Annotated in this window: 20 protein-coding genes; 5 read left to right on the forward strand and 15 right to left on the reverse strand. The window is 40.9% G+C overall.

Annotation, left to right across the window (positions count from 1 at the left end; translation table 11 throughout):
• Window positions 1-77: 77 nt before the first annotated feature.
• The 13 genes from KME09_03405 to fabI all read right to left on the reverse strand — a co-directional run bounded on the left by KME09_03405 (window position 78) and on the right by fabI (window position 12,621).
• The gene (locus tag KME09_03405) at window positions 78-2,216 is read right to left on the reverse strand and encodes a HAMP domain-containing protein (GenBank protein MBW4532960.1); all 2,139 of its coding nucleotides are present in this window, start codon (window positions 2,214-2,216) and stop codon (window positions 78-80) included.
• A gap of 102 nt (window positions 2,217-2,318) precedes the next feature.
• Window positions 2,319-2,843 (reverse strand): chemotaxis protein CheW, encoded by a 525-nt coding sequence (locus KME09_03410; GenBank protein MBW4532961.1) that lies wholly within the window; start codon window positions 2,841-2,843, stop codon window positions 2,319-2,321.
• A 140-nt stretch (window positions 2,844-2,983) separates the two neighbouring features.
• Window positions 2,984-3,346 carry a response regulator gene (locus KME09_03415; protein ID MBW4532962.1) on the reverse strand — a complete coding sequence of 121 codons (363 nt, stop codon included), beginning with the start codon at window positions 3,344-3,346 and terminating at the stop codon, window positions 2,984-2,986.
• A 74-nt stretch (window positions 3,347-3,420) separates the two neighbouring features.
• Window positions 3,421-4,662: a response regulator gene (locus KME09_03420; GenBank protein MBW4532963.1), complete on the reverse strand. Its 1,242-nt coding sequence runs from the start codon at window positions 4,660-4,662 to the stop codon at window positions 3,421-3,423.
• Window positions 4,663-5,023: 361 nt separating this feature from the next.
• Complete coding sequence (gene secG, locus KME09_03425; protein MBW4532964.1) at window positions 5,024-5,254, reverse strand: preprotein translocase subunit SecG; 231 nt, start codon at window positions 5,252-5,254, stop codon at window positions 5,024-5,026.
• A gap of 97 nt (window positions 5,255-5,351) precedes the next feature.
• Window positions 5,352-6,950: a 2,3-bisphosphoglycerate-independent phosphoglycerate mutase gene (gene gpmI, locus KME09_03430; protein ID MBW4532965.1), complete on the reverse strand. Its 1,599-nt coding sequence runs from the start codon at window positions 6,948-6,950 to the stop codon at window positions 5,352-5,354.
• 108 nt (window positions 6,951-7,058) lie between these two features.
• Entirely contained in the window at window positions 7,059-7,544 is a 486-nt protein-coding gene (locus KME09_03435; protein ID MBW4532966.1) for a DUF393 domain-containing protein, read from the reverse strand.
• Between the two features lie 107 nt (window positions 7,545-7,651).
• Complete coding sequence (locus tag KME09_03440; protein ID MBW4532967.1) at window positions 7,652-7,795, reverse strand: hypothetical protein; 144 nt, start codon at window positions 7,793-7,795, stop codon at window positions 7,652-7,654.
• 283 nt (window positions 7,796-8,078) lie between these two features.
• The gene (locus KME09_03445) at window positions 8,079-9,059 is read right to left on the reverse strand and encodes a fatty acid desaturase (GenBank protein ID MBW4532968.1); all 981 of its coding nucleotides are present in this window, start codon (window positions 9,057-9,059) and stop codon (window positions 8,079-8,081) included.
• An 86-nt stretch (window positions 9,060-9,145) separates the two neighbouring features.
• Window positions 9,146-10,039 carry a S1 RNA-binding domain-containing protein gene (locus KME09_03450; protein MBW4532969.1) on the reverse strand — a complete coding sequence of 298 codons (894 nt, stop codon included), beginning with the start codon at window positions 10,037-10,039 and terminating at the stop codon, window positions 9,146-9,148.
• Window positions 10,040-10,136: 97 nt separating this feature from the next.
• Window positions 10,137-10,805 (reverse strand): dienelactone hydrolase family protein, encoded by a 669-nt coding sequence (locus KME09_03455; protein MBW4532970.1) that lies wholly within the window; start codon window positions 10,803-10,805, stop codon window positions 10,137-10,139.
• A 285-nt stretch (window positions 10,806-11,090) separates the two neighbouring features.
• Window positions 11,091-11,765 (reverse strand): imidazoleglycerol-phosphate dehydratase HisB, encoded by a 675-nt coding sequence (gene hisB, locus KME09_03460; GenBank protein ID MBW4532971.1) that lies wholly within the window; start codon window positions 11,763-11,765, stop codon window positions 11,091-11,093.
• Window positions 11,766-11,844: 79 nt separating this feature from the next.
• Window positions 11,845-12,621: an enoyl-ACP reductase FabI gene (fabI, locus tag KME09_03465; protein MBW4532972.1), complete on the reverse strand. Its 777-nt coding sequence runs from the start codon at window positions 12,619-12,621 to the stop codon at window positions 11,845-11,847.
• Between the two features lie 227 nt (window positions 12,622-12,848).
• On the opposite strand from fabI, the gene ntcA reads away from it, so the two are divergent.
• The 3 genes from ntcA to KME09_03480 all read left to right on the forward strand — a co-directional run bounded on the left by ntcA (window position 12,849) and on the right by KME09_03480 (window position 15,510).
• Entirely contained in the window at window positions 12,849-13,526 is a 678-nt protein-coding gene (gene ntcA / locus KME09_03470; GenBank protein ID MBW4532973.1) for a global nitrogen regulator NtcA, read from the forward strand.
• A 116-nt stretch (window positions 13,527-13,642) separates the two neighbouring features.
• Window positions 13,643-15,061 carry a DUF3084 domain-containing protein gene (locus tag KME09_03475; GenBank protein ID MBW4532974.1) on the forward strand — a complete coding sequence of 473 codons (1,419 nt, stop codon included), beginning with the start codon at window positions 13,643-13,645 and terminating at the stop codon, window positions 15,059-15,061.
• Window positions 15,062-15,108: 47 nt separating this feature from the next.
• Window positions 15,109-15,510 (forward strand): pre-16S rRNA-processing nuclease YqgF, encoded by a 402-nt coding sequence (locus tag KME09_03480; protein MBW4532975.1) that lies wholly within the window; start codon window positions 15,109-15,111, stop codon window positions 15,508-15,510.
• Window positions 15,511-15,524: 14 nt separating this feature from the next.
• Here the strand turns inward: KME09_03480 and KME09_03485 are convergent, their stop codons facing one another.
• Entirely contained in the window at window positions 15,525-15,788 is a 264-nt protein-coding gene (locus KME09_03485; protein MBW4532976.1) for a DUF3146 family protein, read from the reverse strand.
• Between the two features lie 251 nt (window positions 15,789-16,039).
• On the opposite strand from KME09_03485, the gene KME09_03490 reads away from it, so the two are divergent.
• Both KME09_03490 and asnS read left to right on the forward strand, forming a co-directional pair.
• Entirely contained in the window at window positions 16,040-17,449 is a 1,410-nt protein-coding gene (locus KME09_03490; protein ID MBW4532977.1) for a GTP-binding protein, read from the forward strand.
• An 85-nt stretch (window positions 17,450-17,534) separates the two neighbouring features.
• Window positions 17,535-18,926: an asparagine--tRNA ligase gene (asnS, locus tag KME09_03495; GenBank protein ID MBW4532978.1), complete on the forward strand. Its 1,392-nt coding sequence runs from the start codon at window positions 17,535-17,537 to the stop codon at window positions 18,924-18,926.
• A gap of 487 nt (window positions 18,927-19,413) precedes the next feature.
• On the opposite strand, the gene KME09_03500 is transcribed toward asnS, so the two are convergent.
• Entirely contained in the window at window positions 19,414-22,011 is a 2,598-nt protein-coding gene (locus tag KME09_03500) for an amino acid adenylation domain-containing protein (GenBank protein MBW4532979.1), read from the reverse strand.
• Between the last annotated feature and the right edge of the window lie 12 nt (window positions 22,012-22,023).

Here is a 22,023-nt window from a genome sequence, read left to right on the forward strand (position 1 = left end):
GTTTAGTAAGTAATATCGTTTTAGTTTTTAGGTAAGACAGATCGATGTAGGGGCGTTTCGCGAAACGCCCCTACCTATTAGCCAGCCACCTTAAACTGTCCTACAGTAGCTTCCAATCTTTGAGCTACCTCGGCTGTTTCCACAATGGATTGGGCTACCTTACTGGAAGACTCGGAGGTATTGGCTGATAATTCAGCAATTTTTTGCATCAGGTTGGTAATGGTTTGAGACGTACTGGCTTGAGATACGGTACTTTGAGAAATTGACCCCATTAGTTGGTTAACTTCTTGGGATTTTTCCAGTACTAGACCCAAACTTTGCTTGGTGGATTCCACTAGACGAGTGGTTTCTACTACCTGGCTTGTCCCTGATTCCATGGCTTGGTTAACTTCTTGGGTTTCTGCTTGAATCGCTGCCACAATATTGGCGATTTCTTTGGTCGCTGCGGCGGATTGTTCTGCCAGGGCACCCACTTGTTCCGCTACAATCGTGAAACCTTGACCATATTCCCCTGCACGTCCCGCCTCAACCGAAGCGTTAATTGCAAGTACGTTGGTTTTAAGGGCAATTTCTTCGATAAAGGATACCACCTGCGAAATTTTCTGGGATGATTCCCCTAAACGCTTCATTTTCTTGGCGGTTTCTCCGACAGTAGTCCGTAGTTGGAGAATACTGGCTACCGTTGAATCCATGTTGGCGGTACTACTAACAATCGTGTTGTAAGTATCATCGGTAATTTTTTCTGCTTGGTTAGCGTTGGCTGCTACTGCCTGAATGGACTGCGACATCTGTTGAACAGAGATTAACGTCTCACGGGCTTCTTTGGTTTCAGCGATCGCCTGTTCTGCTAAAGCGCGAATTTCTGACTCATTTGCCTTGAGGGATGAACCTACTTGACTGGTGGACTGTTTGGCTTCAATCGCAATGTCTTGGAGGTTACCAATAATCGCGTTAAATAGATCGGCAACCGTACTAATTTCCATCGAATCCAAGCCAGCTCGGACGGTTAAATCTCCATCGACAGCAGCTCCTACCTCTTCTAACAGGGTATAGATTGCCATTTCTAGCTTTTCTTTTTCTTGGCGCTGTTGTTGCGCGAATCCTTTTTGTTCTTCCAGGGAGTTTTGAATCTGTGCCGTCATCAAGTTGATATTACTGTTCAATTCTCCCAACTCATCTTGGCTATCCACCGCCAAACGAGTATCCAGGTCGCCACTCCCAATTTTCTTCACCGCCTTCACCGCATCTAGTAGGGGCATAGTGGCACGGTTGGCTAGATAAGCAGCGATCGCTGATACTAATAGGGTGGTCACACCAATACCAATTGCCAGAGTCAAACCTAAGTTTTTCTGAGCTGCAAAGGCAACATCTGTATCTTTAGCAATCAGGGTTTGCCAATTAAGTTCTTTGATTCCTTTTAGCTCAGTTGGGGGCGCAATGGATACTAGCTGTGAAGTTTTGCTGAGTTTATTGGTCGTGGACTTAGTTCTATTTCCGTCTTTACCAGTGGCTAAGGCTAAATCAGCAAAAACGTCCTTCAGCATTAATCCTTCCTGTTGGTTCTTGCCGGCTTCTTTTTCTCCACCCAGGAAAATTTCTCCTGTACTATTGACCAGGTAATATTGCTGCCCTTTAGCTTGATAATTTTCCACAATATCCGTAAAAGTACTAACAGGCAAGCGGGCGCGAGCAAAACCAATGGGCTTACCAGTTCGAGGATCTTTAATTACTGAAGCAGTATAAATACTATAAGTACCCGTAGATTTAGAAATAGTCGGCTGGCTAACCACAATTGCATTGGTTTTTAAGGCTTCCTGCACATAAGGACGATCGAGGTGATTCTCAAGTTTTTGCCCTTCGTCGGATTGGGCAATTACATTTCCTTTTAAGTCAAAAGCAGCGATACTCTCATAAGAACTATAAGCCTCGTAAAAACGTTTCAGAATTTCCGATCTTTCCTCGAAGGTAAATTTTTCGGGGTTAGCAAGAACTTTCAAACTCGAAATTACCGTAATATCACCCCGTCGTTCTTGCATGAATCGACCAACTTTATCTTGTAGCTCACTTGCTTGAAGTTCTTCTGTGGCAATAGTTTCTTTGGTAATCGACTTGTTCGCGAAATAATAAGCCGTTCCCCCTGTAGCTAATACTGGAATTGTACCAAGGGCGATCGCCAATAATGTCGCTTTGGTTTTGAGGCTTAAGGATTTCCCCATACCAGCGTTGTCTGACTTCGTTTGATTAGATTTATCTATACTCATTTTGGATTCTAATTTAATTTAATAGTTAGAAATAGTTAGTTAGGTTTAGAAAATTAATTACTTTAAGCTAGCCAAAAGGCGATTTAATTCTAGGATGGGAATCTTATTCCCTTTTTCCAGTGCCATCCCCGCCATAAAATCGGCAAGATTAGCAGGAGCGTCCTCAAGAGATGATTGAATTTGCTCAATGGGCAAACGGACAATCCCTTGAAGTTGCGTCACCGCCAAGCCAATCAAAATTGCTGGTTCAGATGGCTGATTCATGGTTTGCAAGACAATTACTTGATATTGCCGAGAATTGATTAACTCCGAAGGCAAGGCTAACAATTGAGCTAAATCGAACACACAAAATACGCGATCGCGCGAATTCATCATGCCCACAAACGAGTTGGGCATGGTCGGCAAAGAGGTAATTTGCTCCGCCTCCACGATTAATGATTCCTGCACCTGTGCCATCGATAACAAAGCATTAATTTCTGGTGTCAGTTGGAATTTGATATAGGCATCTCCCGATGCGACATTACCTTGAAATAGCTCTTGTAAGTTGGCTTGAATTCTAGAAGCTGGACTAGATGTAGACATACTTGTTTCATTAATGTTAACTATGCTTGTCGGTTGGGGAGATAGGGAGATAGGGAGGTAGGGAGGTAGGGAGGTAGGGAAGTTAAGGCATCACTTGTCCCCAAGTCCCCAAGTCCCTAAACTCTTTTATCAATCAAAAGTTACATTAAAACTTCGTGAACGGCTTTGACCAATTCATCTTGGGTACAAGGCTTAGTCACATAAGCATTAATCCCCTGTTTTTTTGCCCACATTTTGTCTACATCGCTACTTTTGGCAGTACAGGCAATGACGGGAATACCTTGGGTTTCAGGATTTTTTCTGATTTTACGACAGACATCTAATCCACCCATTTCAGGCATCATCCAATCAGTAACCACAGCATCAGGTTTTTTGGCTATAGTTTGGGCGATCGCATCTTCTCCGTCTTTGGCAACAATGATGTTATAACCAGCTTTGGTTAAATAGTTTGCCATCATATCTAATTCAGATTTTACGTCGTCAACAATTAGGATAGTTTTCATGATTTTAGATTTTAGATTTTTTGCAGTGAATATAATTGATTAATTTAGTAGAACAAGTAATCTTCAAAGATAAATTATTGAAGATACTTATTTACAACTTGATTCAAACCTTCTTTGGTAAAAGGTTTGGTTAGATAATCTGTTGCTCCCGCAAGTTTTGCTCTAGTTTTGTCAATTATTCCCGTATTTCCAGATACCATGATAATCGGTATATGGTTGCAGTTGCCACTACTTCGTAGTAGTCCACATAGTTTATAGCCATTAATTTTTGGCATAGTAATATCCAACAAGATTAGATGAGGAATGATGACAAAAATTTGAGATGCAGCTTTTATAGGATCATCAAGGGCTGTTACTTGAAATTTATTTGGGTCGAGAAAACGTTTGATTTCTTGTAAGATCGTAGGACTATCATCAATACAGACGATTTTCCATGTTTTTGTCGCTTTATCTAATTTATTATTTGTTGTTAGTTTTATTTCTCGATCAATATCATCTAATTTTCGAGATATAGAAGGAATTTTATTTAAAGGCTCTTGAGGACAGTGTAAATCAATTATTTTTTTGTCAATATATGGAGATAGAATTTGTGCTACTTGAAACTCCTTTTTATTTAATAGTATTGACAGTTGACGAATACTAGTATTACCTCTTAATATCTTGCTTAGTTCTATTAAAATATCGTGATTTAAGAAACCTGAATCTGGCAGAGTTTTTGTTTCCCAGCCAGGAGTAAAAGAAGGACATTGATGAATCGAAAGTAATTCTTCACTGCATTTTTGCCATTGTTTTATCTTAATTTCTGCTTCATTTAAACATTCGGCAATACTCAACGATATAGAGACTTGAATTTGTGAAGTAATCCAGGTAGGAACTAAAACATTTTCTTGCCATAAGGAATCGCCTTGCTCGAGCCAGAGACAAGACTGCAATTCGTCTTTAGTGATACTTTCAATTAGTTTGGAGCTTTCATCTGAGTTAAGCTGTTTTTCCGCTATTAACCAGAGAATAATCTTGCTGTAAATATCTAAATCACTAGACTGTTTCGACTGATCTAGTTTAGATAATTGTTCTTCCTGCAAGGATTGGGGTAGCTGTTTTAGAGCAGCTAGAGCTTGTCTCAATCCCAAAAAATGTAAATGGTACTTGAGCTGATCTAGGGATTGTGCCGAGCAGTAAACATATCGTAAACTTCCCATTTGCAAATAAATTTCCCAAACAACCGATTCGCCTCTAAGCTTAAGACAGCCTGAATTTTTAGCTGCTGCTAGTTGCGATAGTAAATGTTGTGAATTGAGTTTTGAAGTTGTTGTCATAATGATAAAAATCAACTTAACTCATTTATTGTTCCCAAAATCACTAGCTAATCCATAATCGAGCAATAAATTTGTGTTGACAGTCGTTTTAAATCGAGGTAAAACTCCCCACAGTTAAGGCTAAATTATCTTTATGAAGAAGTATTTTTCCATCAAAAAAGCGATCGCTCTTTAAAGTGAGAAGAACGATCGCTTTTATAGTCATTCCAAATAAAATCCACACGATTATGTAAGGGCGAATGGCCATTCGCCCCTACGATTAATTGAATTGGATGCGAAATTTTAAAATGCGGAAGCTAATTGGAATGACTATAACTGAAAAAGACTAAAAACTATATGCCCTAAAGGACGAACTAAAAATCTAACCGATCCAGCCAGCACTTAACATTACAGTTAAGGTTATAAAACCAATTCCCAAACCCCAGGTAATCCGATTCAAGGCATTCTCTGCACTCTTAGTACTCGTAAACATTTGTGATTGTCCGCCAATACCGCCTAAACCGTCACCTTTAGGGCTGTGTAGCAGAATGAAAACAATTATGAGAAAGCCACAAGCTGCCCAGATAATCTGTACTATTTGATATAGGTTCATAATAAAAATCTAACTTTTATGCTCTAAAAAATTTAATGATCACTATTGTATGCTGCCGACAGAGCTATATTCAAACAAATAAAGTTGCTAGCTATGGTCACCTGGAGATTTTAATTGGCGTCCGATTTGGTTTGGCTTCATAAATTGCTGGCTCAATCAAAGACTTTCCAGTCATTTCCTCTGGTTGAGGGATTTGCAATATTTCTAAGATAGTGGGGGCAACATCCGCCAAACAGCCATTTTCTCTTAGAGGAACATCTGCGCCATGTCCAATAATTTTTCTGGCTTCTCCTTCAACTAGGATAAAAGGAACTGGGTTAGTTGTGTGGGCTGTCCAAGGATTTCCATCTTGATCCCGCATATACTCAGCATTCCCATGATCTGCTGTAATCAGTAAAGTACCGCCTGCTTGGTTAACAGTTTCAATCACTCTACCCAAACAGCGATCTACAGTTTCGATCGCCTTAACTGCTGCATCTAAATTTCCCGTATGCCCAACCATATCAGGGTTAGCATAGTTAACTACAATTAGAGTATAAACTCCTTGTTTGACAGCCTTGCAAACCTCGTCAGTTACCGCTTGAGCAGACATTTCGGGCGCGCGATCGTAGGTCGCCACCATCGGGCTTTGAATCAACTTTTGGTCTTCCCCTTCAAAGGGCAATTCTAAACCACCGTTGAAAAAATAGGTAACATGGGGATATTTTTCGGTTTCGGCGGTACGGAACTGGCGCAAACCTTGGTTAGCGATTACTTCTCCCAAAATATTAGTTAAATTTTGGGGTTTGAAAACTACCTCGACAGGTGCATTAGGATCGTATTGAGTAAAGGTAACAAAATGTAGCCGATCAATTTTGTGGCGTTCAAACCCATCAAAATTACTATTAACAAAGGCATAGGTTAGCTGTCTTGAGCGGTCGGGACGGAAGTTAAAGAAAATAACTGCATCACCAGGTTCCACAGCCCCTGTGGCGATTCTCGTGGGGATAATAAATTCGTCGGTAATATCTGAACTATAAAAGCTTTCTAAAACTTCGGTGGCGGAACGAGAATCAATCTTTTCATTGCGAGTCATGACGTTGTAGGCTAACTGGATTCGATCCCAACGGCGATCGCGATCCATGGCGTAATAACGACCACTAATGGTCACAATCCGACCAACGCCAACTCGATCGATTGCCTCTTGTATCTTACTTAGTGCCTTGATACCTTCTGTAGTGTAAGTATCTCGTCCATCAGTAATTGCATGAATACAAACATCTTGAACATCATTAGCCTTAGCTAAATTCAGTAAGCCAGTTAAGTGTTTGAGGTGAGAATGCACTCCTCCTTCAGAACAAAGTCCCAATAGGTGTAGCTTGCCCCCCGTAGCGTTAACCTTGGTGCAGGCATCAATTAATACTTGATTGTCGAGCAAAGAGCCATCTTCAACCGCATCAGAAATTCTGACTAATTCTTGCGGAACTACTCTTCCCGCGCCCAAGTTCAAATGTCCAACTTCCGAATTCCCCATCTGACCATCGGGTAATCCTACTGCCTTGCCCGAGGTATTAATTAACGTATGAGGATATGCGTACTGTAAGCTACTAAATATTGGAGTTTTAGCTGTTGCAATAGCATTGGCTTCTGTTGATTCGCGATGACCCCAACCATCTAAGATAGCTAACACCACTGGAGATACAGGTAGTTGAACCATAATTGTTACCCTATAATAATCACTGGCACATTGATAATAACATCGACAACGGCTTTGATTCGACTGTTATTAATCTTTAACTAATAATTATTGCCAGTTTACTAATCATTAATTTAATTTACATCTGATTGAGTTGACATTGTTGACATTATTAAGCTTTTGTTCTCTTGCAGCAATAATCTTGTCTATCTCTGGTCTTCCCGTGATTTTTAAACGCCAGTCTGCCCAAATTTTATAGAGCCAATCAGCGATCGCCCCAATAATTTTTATCTTGGTTATAGCATAGACCCAACCCATCCCCAGCTGTTCATAAACTTGTCTGAAAACCTCGACATTCTTAACGATTGTGCCGTTGGGTAACACTGCATGAATTACTCCCATTGCCGTAGCAAAGTCAATTCCAGCATTATCTTGCGGGTCATAATCGAGACTGGAGATATCGACAAATTTCACAATTCCCCTGCCTGCATCTTTTTTGGTGAGAAAGTTGACTTCCCGCACACACAGAGGGCATTCTCCATCGTATAGAAGTTTAATTTTCCAAGTCGGTTTTACTGATGGACAATCGCTAGATTTAGTGGCAACAGCAGTCATAGTTAAAGGTTATTTTAGATTTAGTTTAGTTACTTTTGCTAGACAAACTTTTGATTTACTTTAGCCAATGATCAGTTTCTAACTTTAGACGAAGCTCAATTGTTGCTTTAATAACTGGCAGTAATCATAGTGCGATCGAAAACATATTCACTGTAGTCAGCGATGGTATCTACCCCTACATAACTAAAGAAAACTTCTAGAGCTAACCAAATACCAACTTGAAATATTAATTTCTTCCACTTAATATTCATCGCTTCCAACAAGAATGAAACTCCACCGATCTATCTGTTACCAAAATTAACAAAAAATGTAACGAAATGCAACAAGATCTGTGAAGTTAAAAAATCTCTGGCTGAATTATATTTATTAAAAAGCTCTAAGCTCTAAGCTAAGGTTTGATCGCCGTTGTCAAATCAGGTACAGCCCTACGTAAAAACGTTAGGACATCTTGGAAATACTACTTCCTACTTCCTACTTCCTACTTCCTACTTCCTACTTCCTACTTCCTACTTCCTACTTCCTACTTCCTACTTCCTACTTCCTACTTCCTAATTTCCTATATATATAGCGGTTATATCCAGCAGGAGCAAAGATGGATTTTGCCCAACGCCACCACCACTGCAAGTAAGAATAGGGATTGTCGTTAGTAAAATATTCAGGAGCAAGACGTTTGATTTTAGGTAGATGGATCCACGGCACTTGGGGAAAGGTATGGTGTTCGTCGTGGTAGCCAGTATTAAAAAAAGGAATATTAGTCCAGCTGTAGGTAGAGTAGGTTTTTCCTTGGTGATAGATATGATGTTCGGCAATTGATTGCCCACGAAAAGTTATCCCCCAATTGCTTGCCATTATTGTCAAACTCCAGAAAAGATAAAGTGCAGCTTGCGGTGCGATCGCTAAATAGGCAAGAGCGTAGAGCAGTATACTGGTGACAATTAGTAGCAGATTGAATTTTGGGTCAATGGTTGCCGACTTTACCTGACGCAGATCAACCTTAACCAAACTAGAGATGATTAGCTCGCTAACAATTAAGCCTCCAGGTAGAAGATGCAGCAGACTTTCTAAAATGCGCCAAGAGAGATGATTAGTAGCAAATTCGGCACGATTACGATCCCATAGCTCATGATCGTATTGATAATCATTGAGTTGAAGATGATGGGTTTTACCATGTACCCCAATGTAGGTTAGAGATTCCCCAAAAGAAAGAGAGCCACAAACGATTAACCAGAGGGCAAACCGAGAACCCAGCTGAGATTTAAAAATTAAATTATGGGCAGCTTCGTGAACAAAAATTCCCAAAGAATGAAGAATAAACTGCCCGACCAAAAAAGCGATCGCGCCGACAGCAAACCAAGGCAAATCTCTAACTAACAAAGCGATCGACCATTGCCCAGCAACTAACAAAGCAATCGGCAAGATCGATAGAGGATAGTTGCCAAAGTATTCTTTAATTGCAGGATACTGGCGTAATATATCTTGACTTCGTTGAATATGCCACTGGCTATCGATTGACATGGATCATTTTAGAGTCTTGAGGTCTTTTGGGGACTTGGGGACTTGGGGACTTGGGGACTTAGGTCAACTATTATCTCCCTATCTCCCTACTTCCCTATCTCCCCTACTTCCTCAGGGGGTGAAGACACATCAGCACTAGGGCGCTGTGCTTGCTCCCATCTGGACTCAGCATTTGCCATCACTTCCTCTAACTTTTCGAGATTTTCCCCAGGATATGATTCTAAAGCTTTAATCGATAAAGACATACGGTTTTGATGCTCGTCAATTTGCTTAATCACAACTTTGATCTTTTGCCCAACTTCAAAGAGATTATTGAGAGATTCAACCCTAGCACCGCTAATTTCCTTAACGTGGAGCAAACCTGTAGCGCCATCGAGATCGACAAACACACCATAGGGTTTAATATTGACAATTTTCCCTGGCATCAAGACACCTTCTTCAATGCTATTCATCGCCACTGCGCGCATAGCATCCCGTTGAGAGAGAACTAACTTGCGATTTTCTTGGTTAACTTCCAAAAAAGTAGCGGTCAAAAGCTGCCCAACTAAAGAATCTAGACTGTCGCGCTGTTGCAAATGCGATCGCGGGATAAAAGCTTTTAAGCCCGCAACTTCACCCATTACTCCGCCTTTGTTAACTCCCGTCACCCGTATCTGAGTGGATTTGCCTGTTTCTGCCATTTCCTTAATATCAGCCCAAGCTTCATCTAATGCCAGTTGACGCAGAGAAAGAGTTACCTGTCCATCATCATCTTGTTCGCGAATGATTAAAAATTCTTTAGTTTCACCGATAGGCAAAATTGCGGCTAAATTATTCACAAAACCCAAAGCTGCTTCGTTAGTAGGGACAAAAGCAGGAGATTTACCACCAATGTCAACATATGCTCCTTCAGAGGTAATTTCTACTACCGTTCCCTGTATTTTCTGTCCTCTCGTAAACTCATAATCATATTCCTGAAGCGCATTCTCAAAATCTGCCATGGAGAAAGCTTGAGATGAGTTGGGAACGGAGGTTGAATCAGACATAGTAGTGTATATGGTGAATATTAACGCACAAACCGAGTAACTTTGATACTACTCACAACTTTTGGCTAAACAAGTCTAGCACTTTTTTCCAGGCATCTTGAGCCGCATCAGAATTATAACTTTGAGGACGATAATCGCACATAAATCCGTGAGTTGCCCCTTGATAACGGAACACTTGATGCTCGATCTGCGCTTGAATCAATGCTTGTTCGATCTGCTCAGTTTGCTCATTGGGGATCAACGGATCTTCTGTGCCAAAAAAAGCATAAATTGTCCCTTTAATATCTTTGGTACGGTTAATCGTTGGTTCATCTTCGCCAGGACACCAAGTAGCAATTTGCGCGCCATAAAAAGAGGCGATCGCCGTAACATCTGCCAGGGTAGCTGCTAAATATGCCACATGACCCCCAAAGCAAAAGCCAATTGCGCCAACTCCCGACTGTTTAACCTGCGGTTGACTATAAAGATAGGCGATACAAGCTTGAATATCGATAAGTAACTCCTTAGCCTGAGTTTGCATCTTATATTCCCTGCCTTGTTTCACCTCATCATCAGAATAACCCACGGCAAATCCAGGTGCTTGACGCTGATAAATTGCAGGAGCGATCGCAAGATAACCTTCACTAGCTAATTTCTCAGTGACTTCTTGAATATGTTTATTTACCCCAAAGATCTCTTGAATAACAATTACCCCTGGATAAATCCCCGCCGTTTCGGGCATTGCTAAATAAGCATCAATCTCTAAGCCTTGATTATTTATTTTGACCCATTGACTAGATACTTTCACTGTTTGATTACTGATGACTGTTTATTTGCCCTAAAGGATTCCCTCTGGTCACGAAGCTTATGCTAAAGCACTAGCTACGCGTCGTCCTTTCGGACTGATTATCGATCAATTGGTGGGCATTATTTTAGGCGATCGGTCTTTATTCTGATTATTGGCGATGCACTAAAGCACTAGCTTCGCGTCGCCCACCCTACATTGCTCATTGCTCATTGTTCACTGCTAAAGGACTCCTTTAGAACTGGGAATATTGCCAGCACGACGGGGGTCTATTTCCGTTGCCATACGCATGGCGCGAGCAAAAGCTTTAAAAGTTGCCTCAATAATATGGTGAGAATTAATTCCATCTAACTGACGAATATGTAAGGTCATTTGAGCATGATTAATTACGGCGACAAAAAACTCTCTAACTAGTTGAGTATCATAAGTACCAACTCTTTGAGTGGGAATTTCTAAGCCATAACTAAGATGAGGTCTACCAGAAAAGTCTAAGGTTACCTGAACCAGAGCCTCATCTAGAGGCGCGCTAAAATGACCAAAACGCACAATCCCTTGGCGATCTCCTAAAGCTTGAGCTAACGCCATACCTAAAGTAATTCCTACATCCTCGTTGGTGTGGTGATCGTCGATCTCGATATCGCCAGTAGCTTTGACCTGAAGGTCAAACATGCCATGAGAGGAAATTTGGTGCAGCATATGGTCGAGAAAAGGAATCCCTGTATCCGCCTGACATTGACCAGTTCCATCGATATTTATGGCGACCTGTACGTCTGTTTCTCCTGTAGTACGGCTGACAGCAGCAGTTCTGGCATTTATTTGCTCTAAAGCATTATGCTGATTGTTCTTGAGAGTTTGGCGATTATCTTCCAGATACGCTTCGCGATCGCTAATTTGCATGATTACTCCTAATTAATGTTAATCTACGAGTTCACTGTCAATCTAGAGCTAAAAGCTAAGAGCTAATAGCTTAAAAAATCTACATCCCCATGATCTCATATCCAGAATCAACATAGATCACTTGTCCCGTAATACCGCTAGCAAGATCGCTACACAAAAAGGCTGCGGTGTTGCCAACTTCTGTTTGAGTTACGGTACGGCGTAAAGGAGCAGTCGCTTCAACATGACGGATCATATCGAGAATGCCGCCTACCGCCGAAGAAGCTAAAGTGCGAATTGGCCCAGCCGAGATAGCATTAACTCGAATATTGTCTTGACCTAACTCAGCAGCTAAATAACGTACACTCATTTCTAAAGCTGATTTTGCGACTCCCATTACATTGTAGTTCGGAATCACTTTGACCCCTCCTAAATAAGATAGGGTAACGATCGCGCCTCCTTCCGTCATTAGAGGTTTAGCCCTCACAGCAAGACAGTTAAGGGAAAAACTACTGATATCTAAAGCTTTGGCAAAACCTGCTCTAGAGGTGGCAGAGAAATCGCCAGTTAAATCTTCCCGTTCGGCAAATGCTAGACAGTGAACTAAGATATCTAATTTGCCCCACTTCTCTTTGATGGTGTCAAACATGGAATCCATCAGTTCATCGTTTTGAACATCACAGGGAACAACAATACTAGGATTGAGAGGTTCAACCAACTCTCTCACCTTTTTTTCAAAACGTCCTCGCTCATCAGGAAGATAATTAACCCCAATATTTGCTCCAGCTTTGTGTAGCTGCTGGGCAATTCCCCAGGCGATCGAACGATTATTGGCTATTCCTGTAACCAAAGCATTTTTTCCAGTTAAATCTAGCACGGTTTTTTCCCAAATTTTTAGCTGCAATTATCTATCCTACAACTGCCTGGGGAAGTGACATAACCGTATTAAAATTGATTTAGATTAAAAAATAGTACTAATTAAAGTTAGGAGAGTTAAGCATATAAGTAAGACAAAGAATGTATTAATGTATTGTGAGAATAATATGACTATTTAAGTTAATACAACATTTAACACATCGTAATTTAATCTTAGGCTCAGGCCCTATGGAACTACCATTGACACAAAATCAACCTCTAGCATCCGTCTTTCGCAAACTTGGTCGTGGTTCTTTTCCTCCCATTGTGGAGAGTTTTGAGCGGGGCAAAACTATCTTCTTTCCTGGAGATCCAGCCGAAAGAGTTTATTTTCTGTTGAAAGGAGCAGTTAAGCTGTCTCGTGTTTATGAAGCAGGAGAAGAAATTACCGTAGCTTTGCTCAGAGAAAATACCGTATTTGGGGTGCTTTCTTTAATTACTGGTCAAAAAAGCGATCGCTTTTATCATGCGGTAGCCTTTACTCCTGTAGAACTCTTATCAGCACCGATTGAACAGGTGGAAAAAGCTCTACAAGAAAATCCTGAGTTGTCCATGCTAATGCTACGGGGATTATCTTCCCGCATTTTGCAAACAGAAATGATGATTGAAACCCTCGCTCATCGAGATATGGGTTCTCGTTTAGTTAGTTTCTTATTGATTCTGTGTCGTGATTTTGGCACACCAACGACCGAAGGAATTAAGATCGATCTCAAGTTATCTCATCAGGCGATCGCTGAAGCTATTGGCTCGACTAGAGTTACTGTCACCAGACTATTAGGAGATCTGCGGGAAAAAGAATTAGTCTCAATTCATAAAAAGAAAATCACCGTACATAATCCTGTAGCTTTAAGTCAACAATTTGCTTAAATTTTGTTTAAATTATAAATGACCTAACTAACGGCATTACTGACAACTAAATAGTTAACTAACTCATAACAGCTTGTCCAAGCTGATTTTTGGACTAAACTACCTAAGTACCTTTCATGACCAGCGGTTATATTCTGATTGCAGCAATTTTTCTTCTAGGCGGTATTGTTGCAGTATTTGGCGATCGCGTTGGCACTAAAATAGGTAAAGCCAGACTCAGATTATTTAATCTGCGTCCTCGCCAAACAGCCATGATTATCACCTGGATTACAGGGATGTCAATTTCAGCTCTTACTTTAGGAATTCTGTTTGGTTTAAGTGGCTCTTTGAGAAGAGGTATCTTTGAGCTTGACGATATTCTCAAGGAGAAAAGACAAACTGAGGCGGAATTAGCCACGGCACAACAGGAACAACGACAGGTACAAAAACAGCTATTTAAAGTTAAACAACAACAAACTCAAGCAGTAGTTAATCTAAATACTACCAATCAAAATTTCGCGCGCTCAAAACAGCAGGTCAAAAAAATTTCGGCTCAAGCCAAAAAACTCCAACAGGAGTTAGACAGTTTGTTGAGCGAACGTGCAAAACGGCAGGAACAACTAGACCAACTACAGCAGCAAAGCCAGGAATTACAAACCCAGCTACAGCAGCGGGAGCAGAAAATTAGCCACCAAGATCAGATTCTCTCGGAAAAAGAAGTTCAGCTTCAAGATTTGGAACAGCAACAGCAATTACTGCAAACCCAAGTACAACAAAGAGATCGCTCCATTGTGGAATTAGATCGAGCGATCGCCACAGCCGAACTCGGTTTAAAACTTAGAACCAAAAGACTCGAACAGTTGGAATCTCAATTAGCCATATTATCAAACGATGTGGCAGCTTTAGAAAAGTCTTATTTTGAATTGAGAGAGAAAAAAATTGCCGTAGTAAAGAACCAAGTACTATCTTCAGCAGTAGTCAGAATTATCGATCCTAATGCCGCCAAATCGGCGATCAATAGTTTATTGAGACAGGCAAACACCAACGCCGTTCAAGCAACTCAGTTTAGTGGAGCAAAATCCGAACAAGAAATCGTCAAAATCACTAGATCACAGGTAGAACAGCTCGAATCACAGATCCAAGATGGTCGAGACTATGTGATTAGAATTATTTCAGCAGGTAATTATGTTCAAGGAGAAAAAGAAGTTAGGGTATTTGCTGATGTAGCTCTCAATCAACAAATATTTAAAGCAGGGGCAGAAATTGCTACCGTGTCGATAGACTCTCAAAATGTTACTCGTCAAGAAGTGCAGGAAAGATTAAATTGGCTTTTGGCGGTGTCCAAATTTCGCGCTCAACGAGCAGGAACATTAGGCGAAATTGAAATAGGCGATGATCAGATCGAAAATCTAGTTGATTTTATCGATCAACTTACTCAATCTCCCGAACCTGTTAGAGAAATTAGAGCTATAGTTGCCGAAAATACCTATACTGCTGGGCCATTAAAAATTGATTTTGTGGTGATGCGCAATGGCAAAATTATTTATAGCACTTGAACAATGAACAGTACAGTAATCAGTAATCAAATTTGAACTCTCAAAACATACTTGGTTTAGATCCTGGTCGGGATAAATGTGGCATAGCTGTAATAAATAGTCAGCAGGCAGTAATTTACCATCAGGTGATTGATTCAGTTAAAGCGATCGCGACGATTAAACAGCTAGCCCAAAAGTACGCCATCGATCTAATCGTAATGGGCGATGGTACGACTTCTAAAGCTTGGCAGCAGCAGCTTGAGTCTAATTTATTAAATCTGTCAGTAATTACCGTAAATGAGACCAACAGCACCCTAGAAGCTCGCGATCGCTACTGGATTATGTACCCTCCACAAGGACTACAGCGTTTAATCCCCCAAGGTTTACGAACACCTCCTCGTCCAGTAGATGATCTTGTGGCAATCATTTTAATTGAACGATATCTTGAATCAGTAATCAGTAATCAGTAATCAGTAATTAGTAATCACATCTTTGTCCTAACCGTAAAAGTGTAATCACCACCTGCTTCTAACTGATGATCGCAACGTTCAAGGAAGCGCTCTAAAGGTTCTTGAATTAAGGCTCTACCAAGGGAAGGTTGCACTGATAACTGTCTGTGACGAAAACGCCATCTAAATTGCCACTCATACTGAGCAGCTTGGACTTCGCCTTCGATTTTGCCCATTGAGATTGATTGTTGAGTAATACGGACATGGGCGACTGTTTCTGGTAGATAACTACGATTCACAATTTATGACAGGTAAGTTTATTCAGTAAATAAGAGCGAGTTTTATTAAATAATATAGCGACTCTAGAATTGATGAATCAATCTAACTATGGTTGATGATAATGGGGCTAATTTTTTTAGTTAAGTAAAATACCAAAATTGCACAAATAAGACACACTATAAATAATTAAGGGTCAACAAAAAAAGAGTAAGTCATCAAGAGGTATTCTGTGTTGTCAAAAGAAGAAACAGGCGATTGGGCGCAGCCCACGCTGCGCGATCGCTTAGAGCTAGAAGAGGCGCTGATTGGCTTTGAGGAAATTACTGCCGAGCTAAATTACCGTCAGGCGCAAAATTCTCTTCGCAGTTTAATCAGCAATCTTGACCTAACTGCTGAAGAACAAGAGGGTTTGGAGTCCGAGATCGATCGCCTGACACAAATGCTGGATAAATTGGAGCAGTCGGTAGTGCAGATTGCTGCTTTTGGTATGGTAGGGCGAGGTAAATCTTCTCTGCTCAATGCTTTAGTGGGGCAGGATATTTTCCCTACAGGAGCGCTGCATGGTGTTACTCGCACCATCGATCGGGCTAACTGGAAATTGACCCCCGAACAAATTGCTGATACTTCAGAAAATTTGCAACGTCTGACCATAACAGGTCAAGGTGGAGAAATTCAGCTATTAGATACTCCAGGGATTGACGAAGTTAACGGGGAGGCAAGAGAGGCTTTGGCTTGTGATTTAGCTCACAGAGTCGATTTGATTTTGTTTATTGTTTCAGGAGACATTACCCAGGTTGAGTATCGCGCTTTGTCTAAACTACGAGAGGCAGGTAAGCCGATGCTGTTGGTATTCAACAAGATCGACCAGTATCCTGAAGCCGATCGCCTGGCAATTTATCATAAGATCAAGGAAGAAAGAGTCCGAGAATTGATTTCTCCTGACGAAATTATTATGGTGGCTGCCTCCCCAGTTGAAGTGCGCGGAGTTAAAGATCGCATGGGAAAACTTAAAGTAGAAAGAGTCAGAGGAGTAGCTCAGGTAGAAACCCTCAAGCTGAAAATCTTAGAATTATTAGAACGTGAAGGTAAATCTTTGGTGGCACTTAACAGTATGCTGTTTGCCGATGAAGTTAACGAACAGCTAGTACAGCGTAAGCTGGCGATTCGCGATCGCGCTGCCAATGCCTTAATTAATCAGGGTATGATGCTCAAGGCGATGACGGTGGCACTGAATCCTGTAACGGCGATCGACCTATTTTCTGGAGCAGTTATTGATGTCGGTATTATCCTGTCTCTATCCCGTCTTTATGGCATTAATATGACTCAATCTGGGGCGGTAAAGCTCTTGAAAAATATCGCTCTCAGCATGGGGGGAATTAGTGCCAGCGAATTATTAGCAACTTTGGGTTTAAGCTCGGTTAAAGGACTTTTGGGCTTGACTATTCCCGCTACAGGCGGTTTATCTTTAGCACCCTATTTATCGGTGGCGATCGCTCAAGGAGCAGTGGCTGGAGTATCTTCCTATGCTATTGGGCAAGTAACCAAAACCTATTTGGCTAACGGCGCATCCTGGGGAGAACAAAGCCCTAAAGTAGTAGTGCAGAAAATTCTCGATTCTCTCGACGAAAAATCAATCCTCAACCGCCTCAAATCGGAACTCCGCGCTAAACTAACCAACTAAAAGCTAAAAGCTAAAAGCTAAAAGCTAAGAGCTAAAAGCTTTATTGATAAAATAATCCTGATATCATCCATAAATTTGAGGCTATATGGTAACTAGACGAGTTGCAGACATTTTAAAAAATGGTCAACCAGATGAACCAGTAACGATCAAAGGTTGGGTACGCACCAAAAGAGAATTAAAGGGCTTTGCTTTCATTGAGGTTAATGATGGCTCGTCTTTAGCGGGTTTACAAGCGGTTCTCGATGCCGATTTACCCGATTATGAGAACGTTCTCAAACAACTTGCTACAGGGGCTTCTGTGGAAATTACGGGCAAGCTAGTGGAGTCGCCAGGGAAAGGACAAAAAATTGAGCTAAAAGGGGATTCGGTAATTGTCTACGGTACAGCCGATCCTGAAACTTATCCTCTACAAAAAAAACGTCACTCTTTTGAGTTTTTACGTACTATCGGTCATTTGCGATCGCGCACTAATACTTTAGGGGCGGTCTTTCGGGTCAGAAATGCCTGTGCCACGGCAATTCATCAGTTTTTTCAAGAGAAAAACTTTCTTTGGGTTCATAGCCCGATTATTACCGCTAGTGACTGTGAAGGTGCAGGGGAATTATTTACTGTAACTAATTTTGACCTTAACAACTTGCCGAAAAACGACCAGGGCGAAGTAGATTATACTCAAGATTTTTTTGGTAAACCAGCCTACCTGACGGTGAGTGGACAGCTACAGGCAGAAGTAATGGCAATGGCGTTTCAAAATGTCTATACTTTTGGCCCTACTTTTCGCGCGGAAAATTCTAATACTTCCCGTCACTTGGCAGAATTTTGGATGATCGAACCCGAAATGGCTTTTTGCGACTTGGAAGGGGATCAAAATCTGGCGGAAGAATTTCTCAAATATATTTTCCAGTATGTCTTAGAACATTGTGCTGACGACTTGGAATTCTTTAACAAGTGGGTAGATAAATCTGTCTTGGCAAACGCCGATAATATTATTAATAATGAGTTTGAACGAGTCACCTACACCAAAGCGGTGGAATTATTGGAACAAGCAGATCGGCAATTTGAATATCCTGTTGAGTGGGGTATCGATCTTCAGTCGGAACATGAACGTTATCTAGCGGAAAAGCTGTTTAAAAAGCCCGTGATCGTGACCAACTACCCTAAAGATATTAAAGCCTTTTATATGCGCCTAGATGAAGGCGAAAAAACCGTCTCGGCAATGGATGTCCTCGCCCCTGGGATTGGCGAAATTATTGGCGGTTCACAAAGAGAAGAGCGTCTTGATGTCTTAGAAAGGCGAATCAAAGAGATGAATATCGAAGCTGAGGATATTTGGTGGTATTTAGATCTACGCCGTTATGGCACAGTACCCCATGCGGGATTTGGTTTGGGTTTTGAAAGATTAGTCCAGTTCATGACGGGAATGACTAATATTCGTGATGTAATTCCTTTCCCCAGAACTCCGTTGAGTGCCGATTTTTAAGTTAGATCAAAATATAGCAGTCCTATTTGATTCATGAAACTACATTGATTGGTTTTTAGGTAGTCCTAAAGGACGACGCGTAGCTAGTCCTAAAGGATAAGCTTCGCAAATGAGACCGAAGGGAATCCTTTAGGGCTTTAGCATAAGCTTCGTGACCGTAGGAAATCCTTTAGGGCATATAGGTAGTAGAAATTTCTCATTTCATTTAGGATTGCTATGTGATATTTATATATAAAATCTTTGCTCTTTTGCTCCTTTGCGCCTTAGCGTCTTGGCGCGAGTGTAGTAGTGTAGGTTGGGTTGAGGCACGAAACCCAACGATTAAAAGATTTTGTTGGGTTTCACTATCGTTCTACCCAACCTACCAAGTCTAAGCGGGATCAACGCCTTTGCGTCTTTGTCCTAAAGGATTAGCTTCGCGTCCGTCTTGGCGCGAGTTTTAATTAAAATTGTCAAAACGGACTTCATCTGACCTATTTCTAGAACACTAACGTTTTTGCGACACAACCAAGCAACGTTTTAATTCTTTAGCTAATGTTTCTACATAAGGTTCTTTTAAAATTCCAAAATGATCTCCAGGAATATAAATAATTTCTAATCCTCCAGTCACTAAATTACCCCAGCCGAATTGATCTTCAAAGTCGCCAAATGCTGACATCACCTCATACTCTTCCATGGCTTTAAATACAGTGACCTTACCTGAATATGTCTGGGGAATATAATTTTGTTGTGCTTCCAAATATATTTGGGGAACATGGTTTAAGCGAGTCTCTTGTTTCAGCTTGAGAAATTTATTTATCTTGGTCAATTTTGAACATAGATACTTAACAGGAGAGTGGCAAAATTTACGTAAATGAGTCAACAATCTCTTAGGCAGAGGATATATCGTATAAGCCTTGGGATCCCAAGTATCGAATAAAGCTAGAAGAGCCACTTCTTCACCTTGAGCTTGAAGTTGTTGAGCAGCTTCAAAAGCTACCATCCCACCAAAAGATAAACCGCCTAGATAGTATGGCCCTTGAGGCTGAAGAGTCTTGATTTCTTGAATGTAGAGAGCTACTAAATCTGCAACCTGCTCTAACCAATGCTCAGAATCATCAATCATTTCTATTGCCAAGCCATAGACTGGTTGATCTTCACCTAACTGAGATGATAGAGGATAATAAATACCAATACCTTGAAATAAGAACAGGGGCGGTTTTGTTCCTTTTGGTTGAATGGGCGCTAATGTAGAGCAAGGTTTTTTATTTTCTTGCTGCTCTAGGAAACTAGCTTGTTGTTCGATAGTGGACATTTGAAAGACCATGCCAAAAGGTAACTCGATCGCAAAAGTTTGTTCAAGCTGATTAGATAAGGTGACAGCTAATAGGGAATGTCCGCCTAAATAGAAGAAGTTATCGTTAATACTAATAGACTCAAGACCTAAAACCTCTTGCCAAATAGTAGCTAGTTGCTGTTCAGTCGCTGTTCGGGGAGCAATCTTTATTTGGTTATCTACTGGAAGTGGGAGAGCAGATAAGGCACGACGATCTACTTTGCCATTGAGGTTGAGAGGAAATTCGGCAACAAAAGTAAAACAAGACGGAATCATATATTGGGGTAAAGTTGTCTGGAGAAAATTTCGCAACTCCTGGGATGCAATCAGCTCGTTTTGAGCAATTAGATAGGCGATTAACTGCTTTTCCCCTAATCGATCTTCTTTGGCTATTACTATACAGTCACTTATAGCTGGATGCAGGCTAAGACAAGATTCAATTTCCCCCAATTCAACCCGCATTCCGCGAATTTGGACTTGATTATCCTCCCTTCCTAACATTTGTAAGTCGCCTTGAGGGTTTAAGCGACCAAGATCTCCTGTACGATAAAAACGATCGCCATCTAGCAGAATGTATTTTTCTTCAGTTAGGCTGGGTAGATTGAGGTAACCCTGAGTAACACCTTGACCAGAGAAATAAATCTCACCCTTAACGCCAACAGGTACAATTCTTTGCTGCCGATCTAATACTCGTAGCTGAACGTTATTGAAAGGCTTGCCAACCAGAGTTTGCTCAATCTCAAGATCTTTAGGTACAAAATAGCTACAGCCCATACAACTAATTTCACTTGAGCCATAAATAGCGTATACTTGCGCCTGAGTAAATGTTTTATTTAATCGGTTGAGTATTGCAGCGGGAATCATATCCCCACCAGAAGAAGCGTGCTTGACATGCTTAAATCGCTCCAATTCTTGAACTCGATCGAGATAATCAAGCAACATTTTTAACAGACTAGGGCTTAAATGAAAGAAACTCGATCGCTCTATTGCTTTTGCTAGTAAGTTTGGCTCAAGTAATTGCTTGAGAGTGATAATATTTACTCGTCCACCACAGACTAGAGGTAACAACAGCATCAAAAGGCTGATACTAAAGGTAAATCGCGCAGCAGCTAAAAAACTATCTTCGACACCAAAACAGTATTTTTCTTGGGCTGCAAAAATATAATGAATTAGATTACTATGAGACGAAACCACACCCTTCGGTGTCCCAGTCGTACCAGAGGTAAAGAAGATGTGGGATACACTATCAGGGGAACAAAAATAATCGAGATTAGAGCGATCGCCTGATGATAAATCTAATCTAAACAGATTTATAGTATTAAGATCGAAGTTATCATCAATTTCCCTAAAGCGATCGCTGGCACAAACAATAGCTACGGGTGCTACTTGTTCGATCATAGTTTTAATTCTGCCTAAAGGATACTCTGTATCTATAGGGACGTATACCGCATTGATTTTATGAATTGCCAGGATCGCAATTAAAATTTCTAACCCAGGATCGATAAATACCGCCACGCAGTCTTGAGGTTTTACATTCTGCGCAATTAAATAGTTGGCTAATTGATTCGCTTGAGCATTTAATTCTCCATAGCTGATTTGTACCTCGCCAAAAGTGACAGCTATCGACTCGGGAAACTCTTGGGCATACCGTTCAAAATGACGATAGATCGGCAGATTACTATAACCACTAGCAAGAGAAGAGCGATCGCTTTTTATTGGAGTACTTGTAATATGTGTTGAAGCTGATAAAGTTACAAAACTTTGATTCACGTTAATTAATTC

The organism is Pleurocapsa minor HA4230-MV1, assembly GCA_019359095.1.
Lineage (GTDB): Bacteria > Cyanobacteriota > Cyanobacteriia > Cyanobacteriales > Xenococcaceae > Waterburya > Waterburya minor.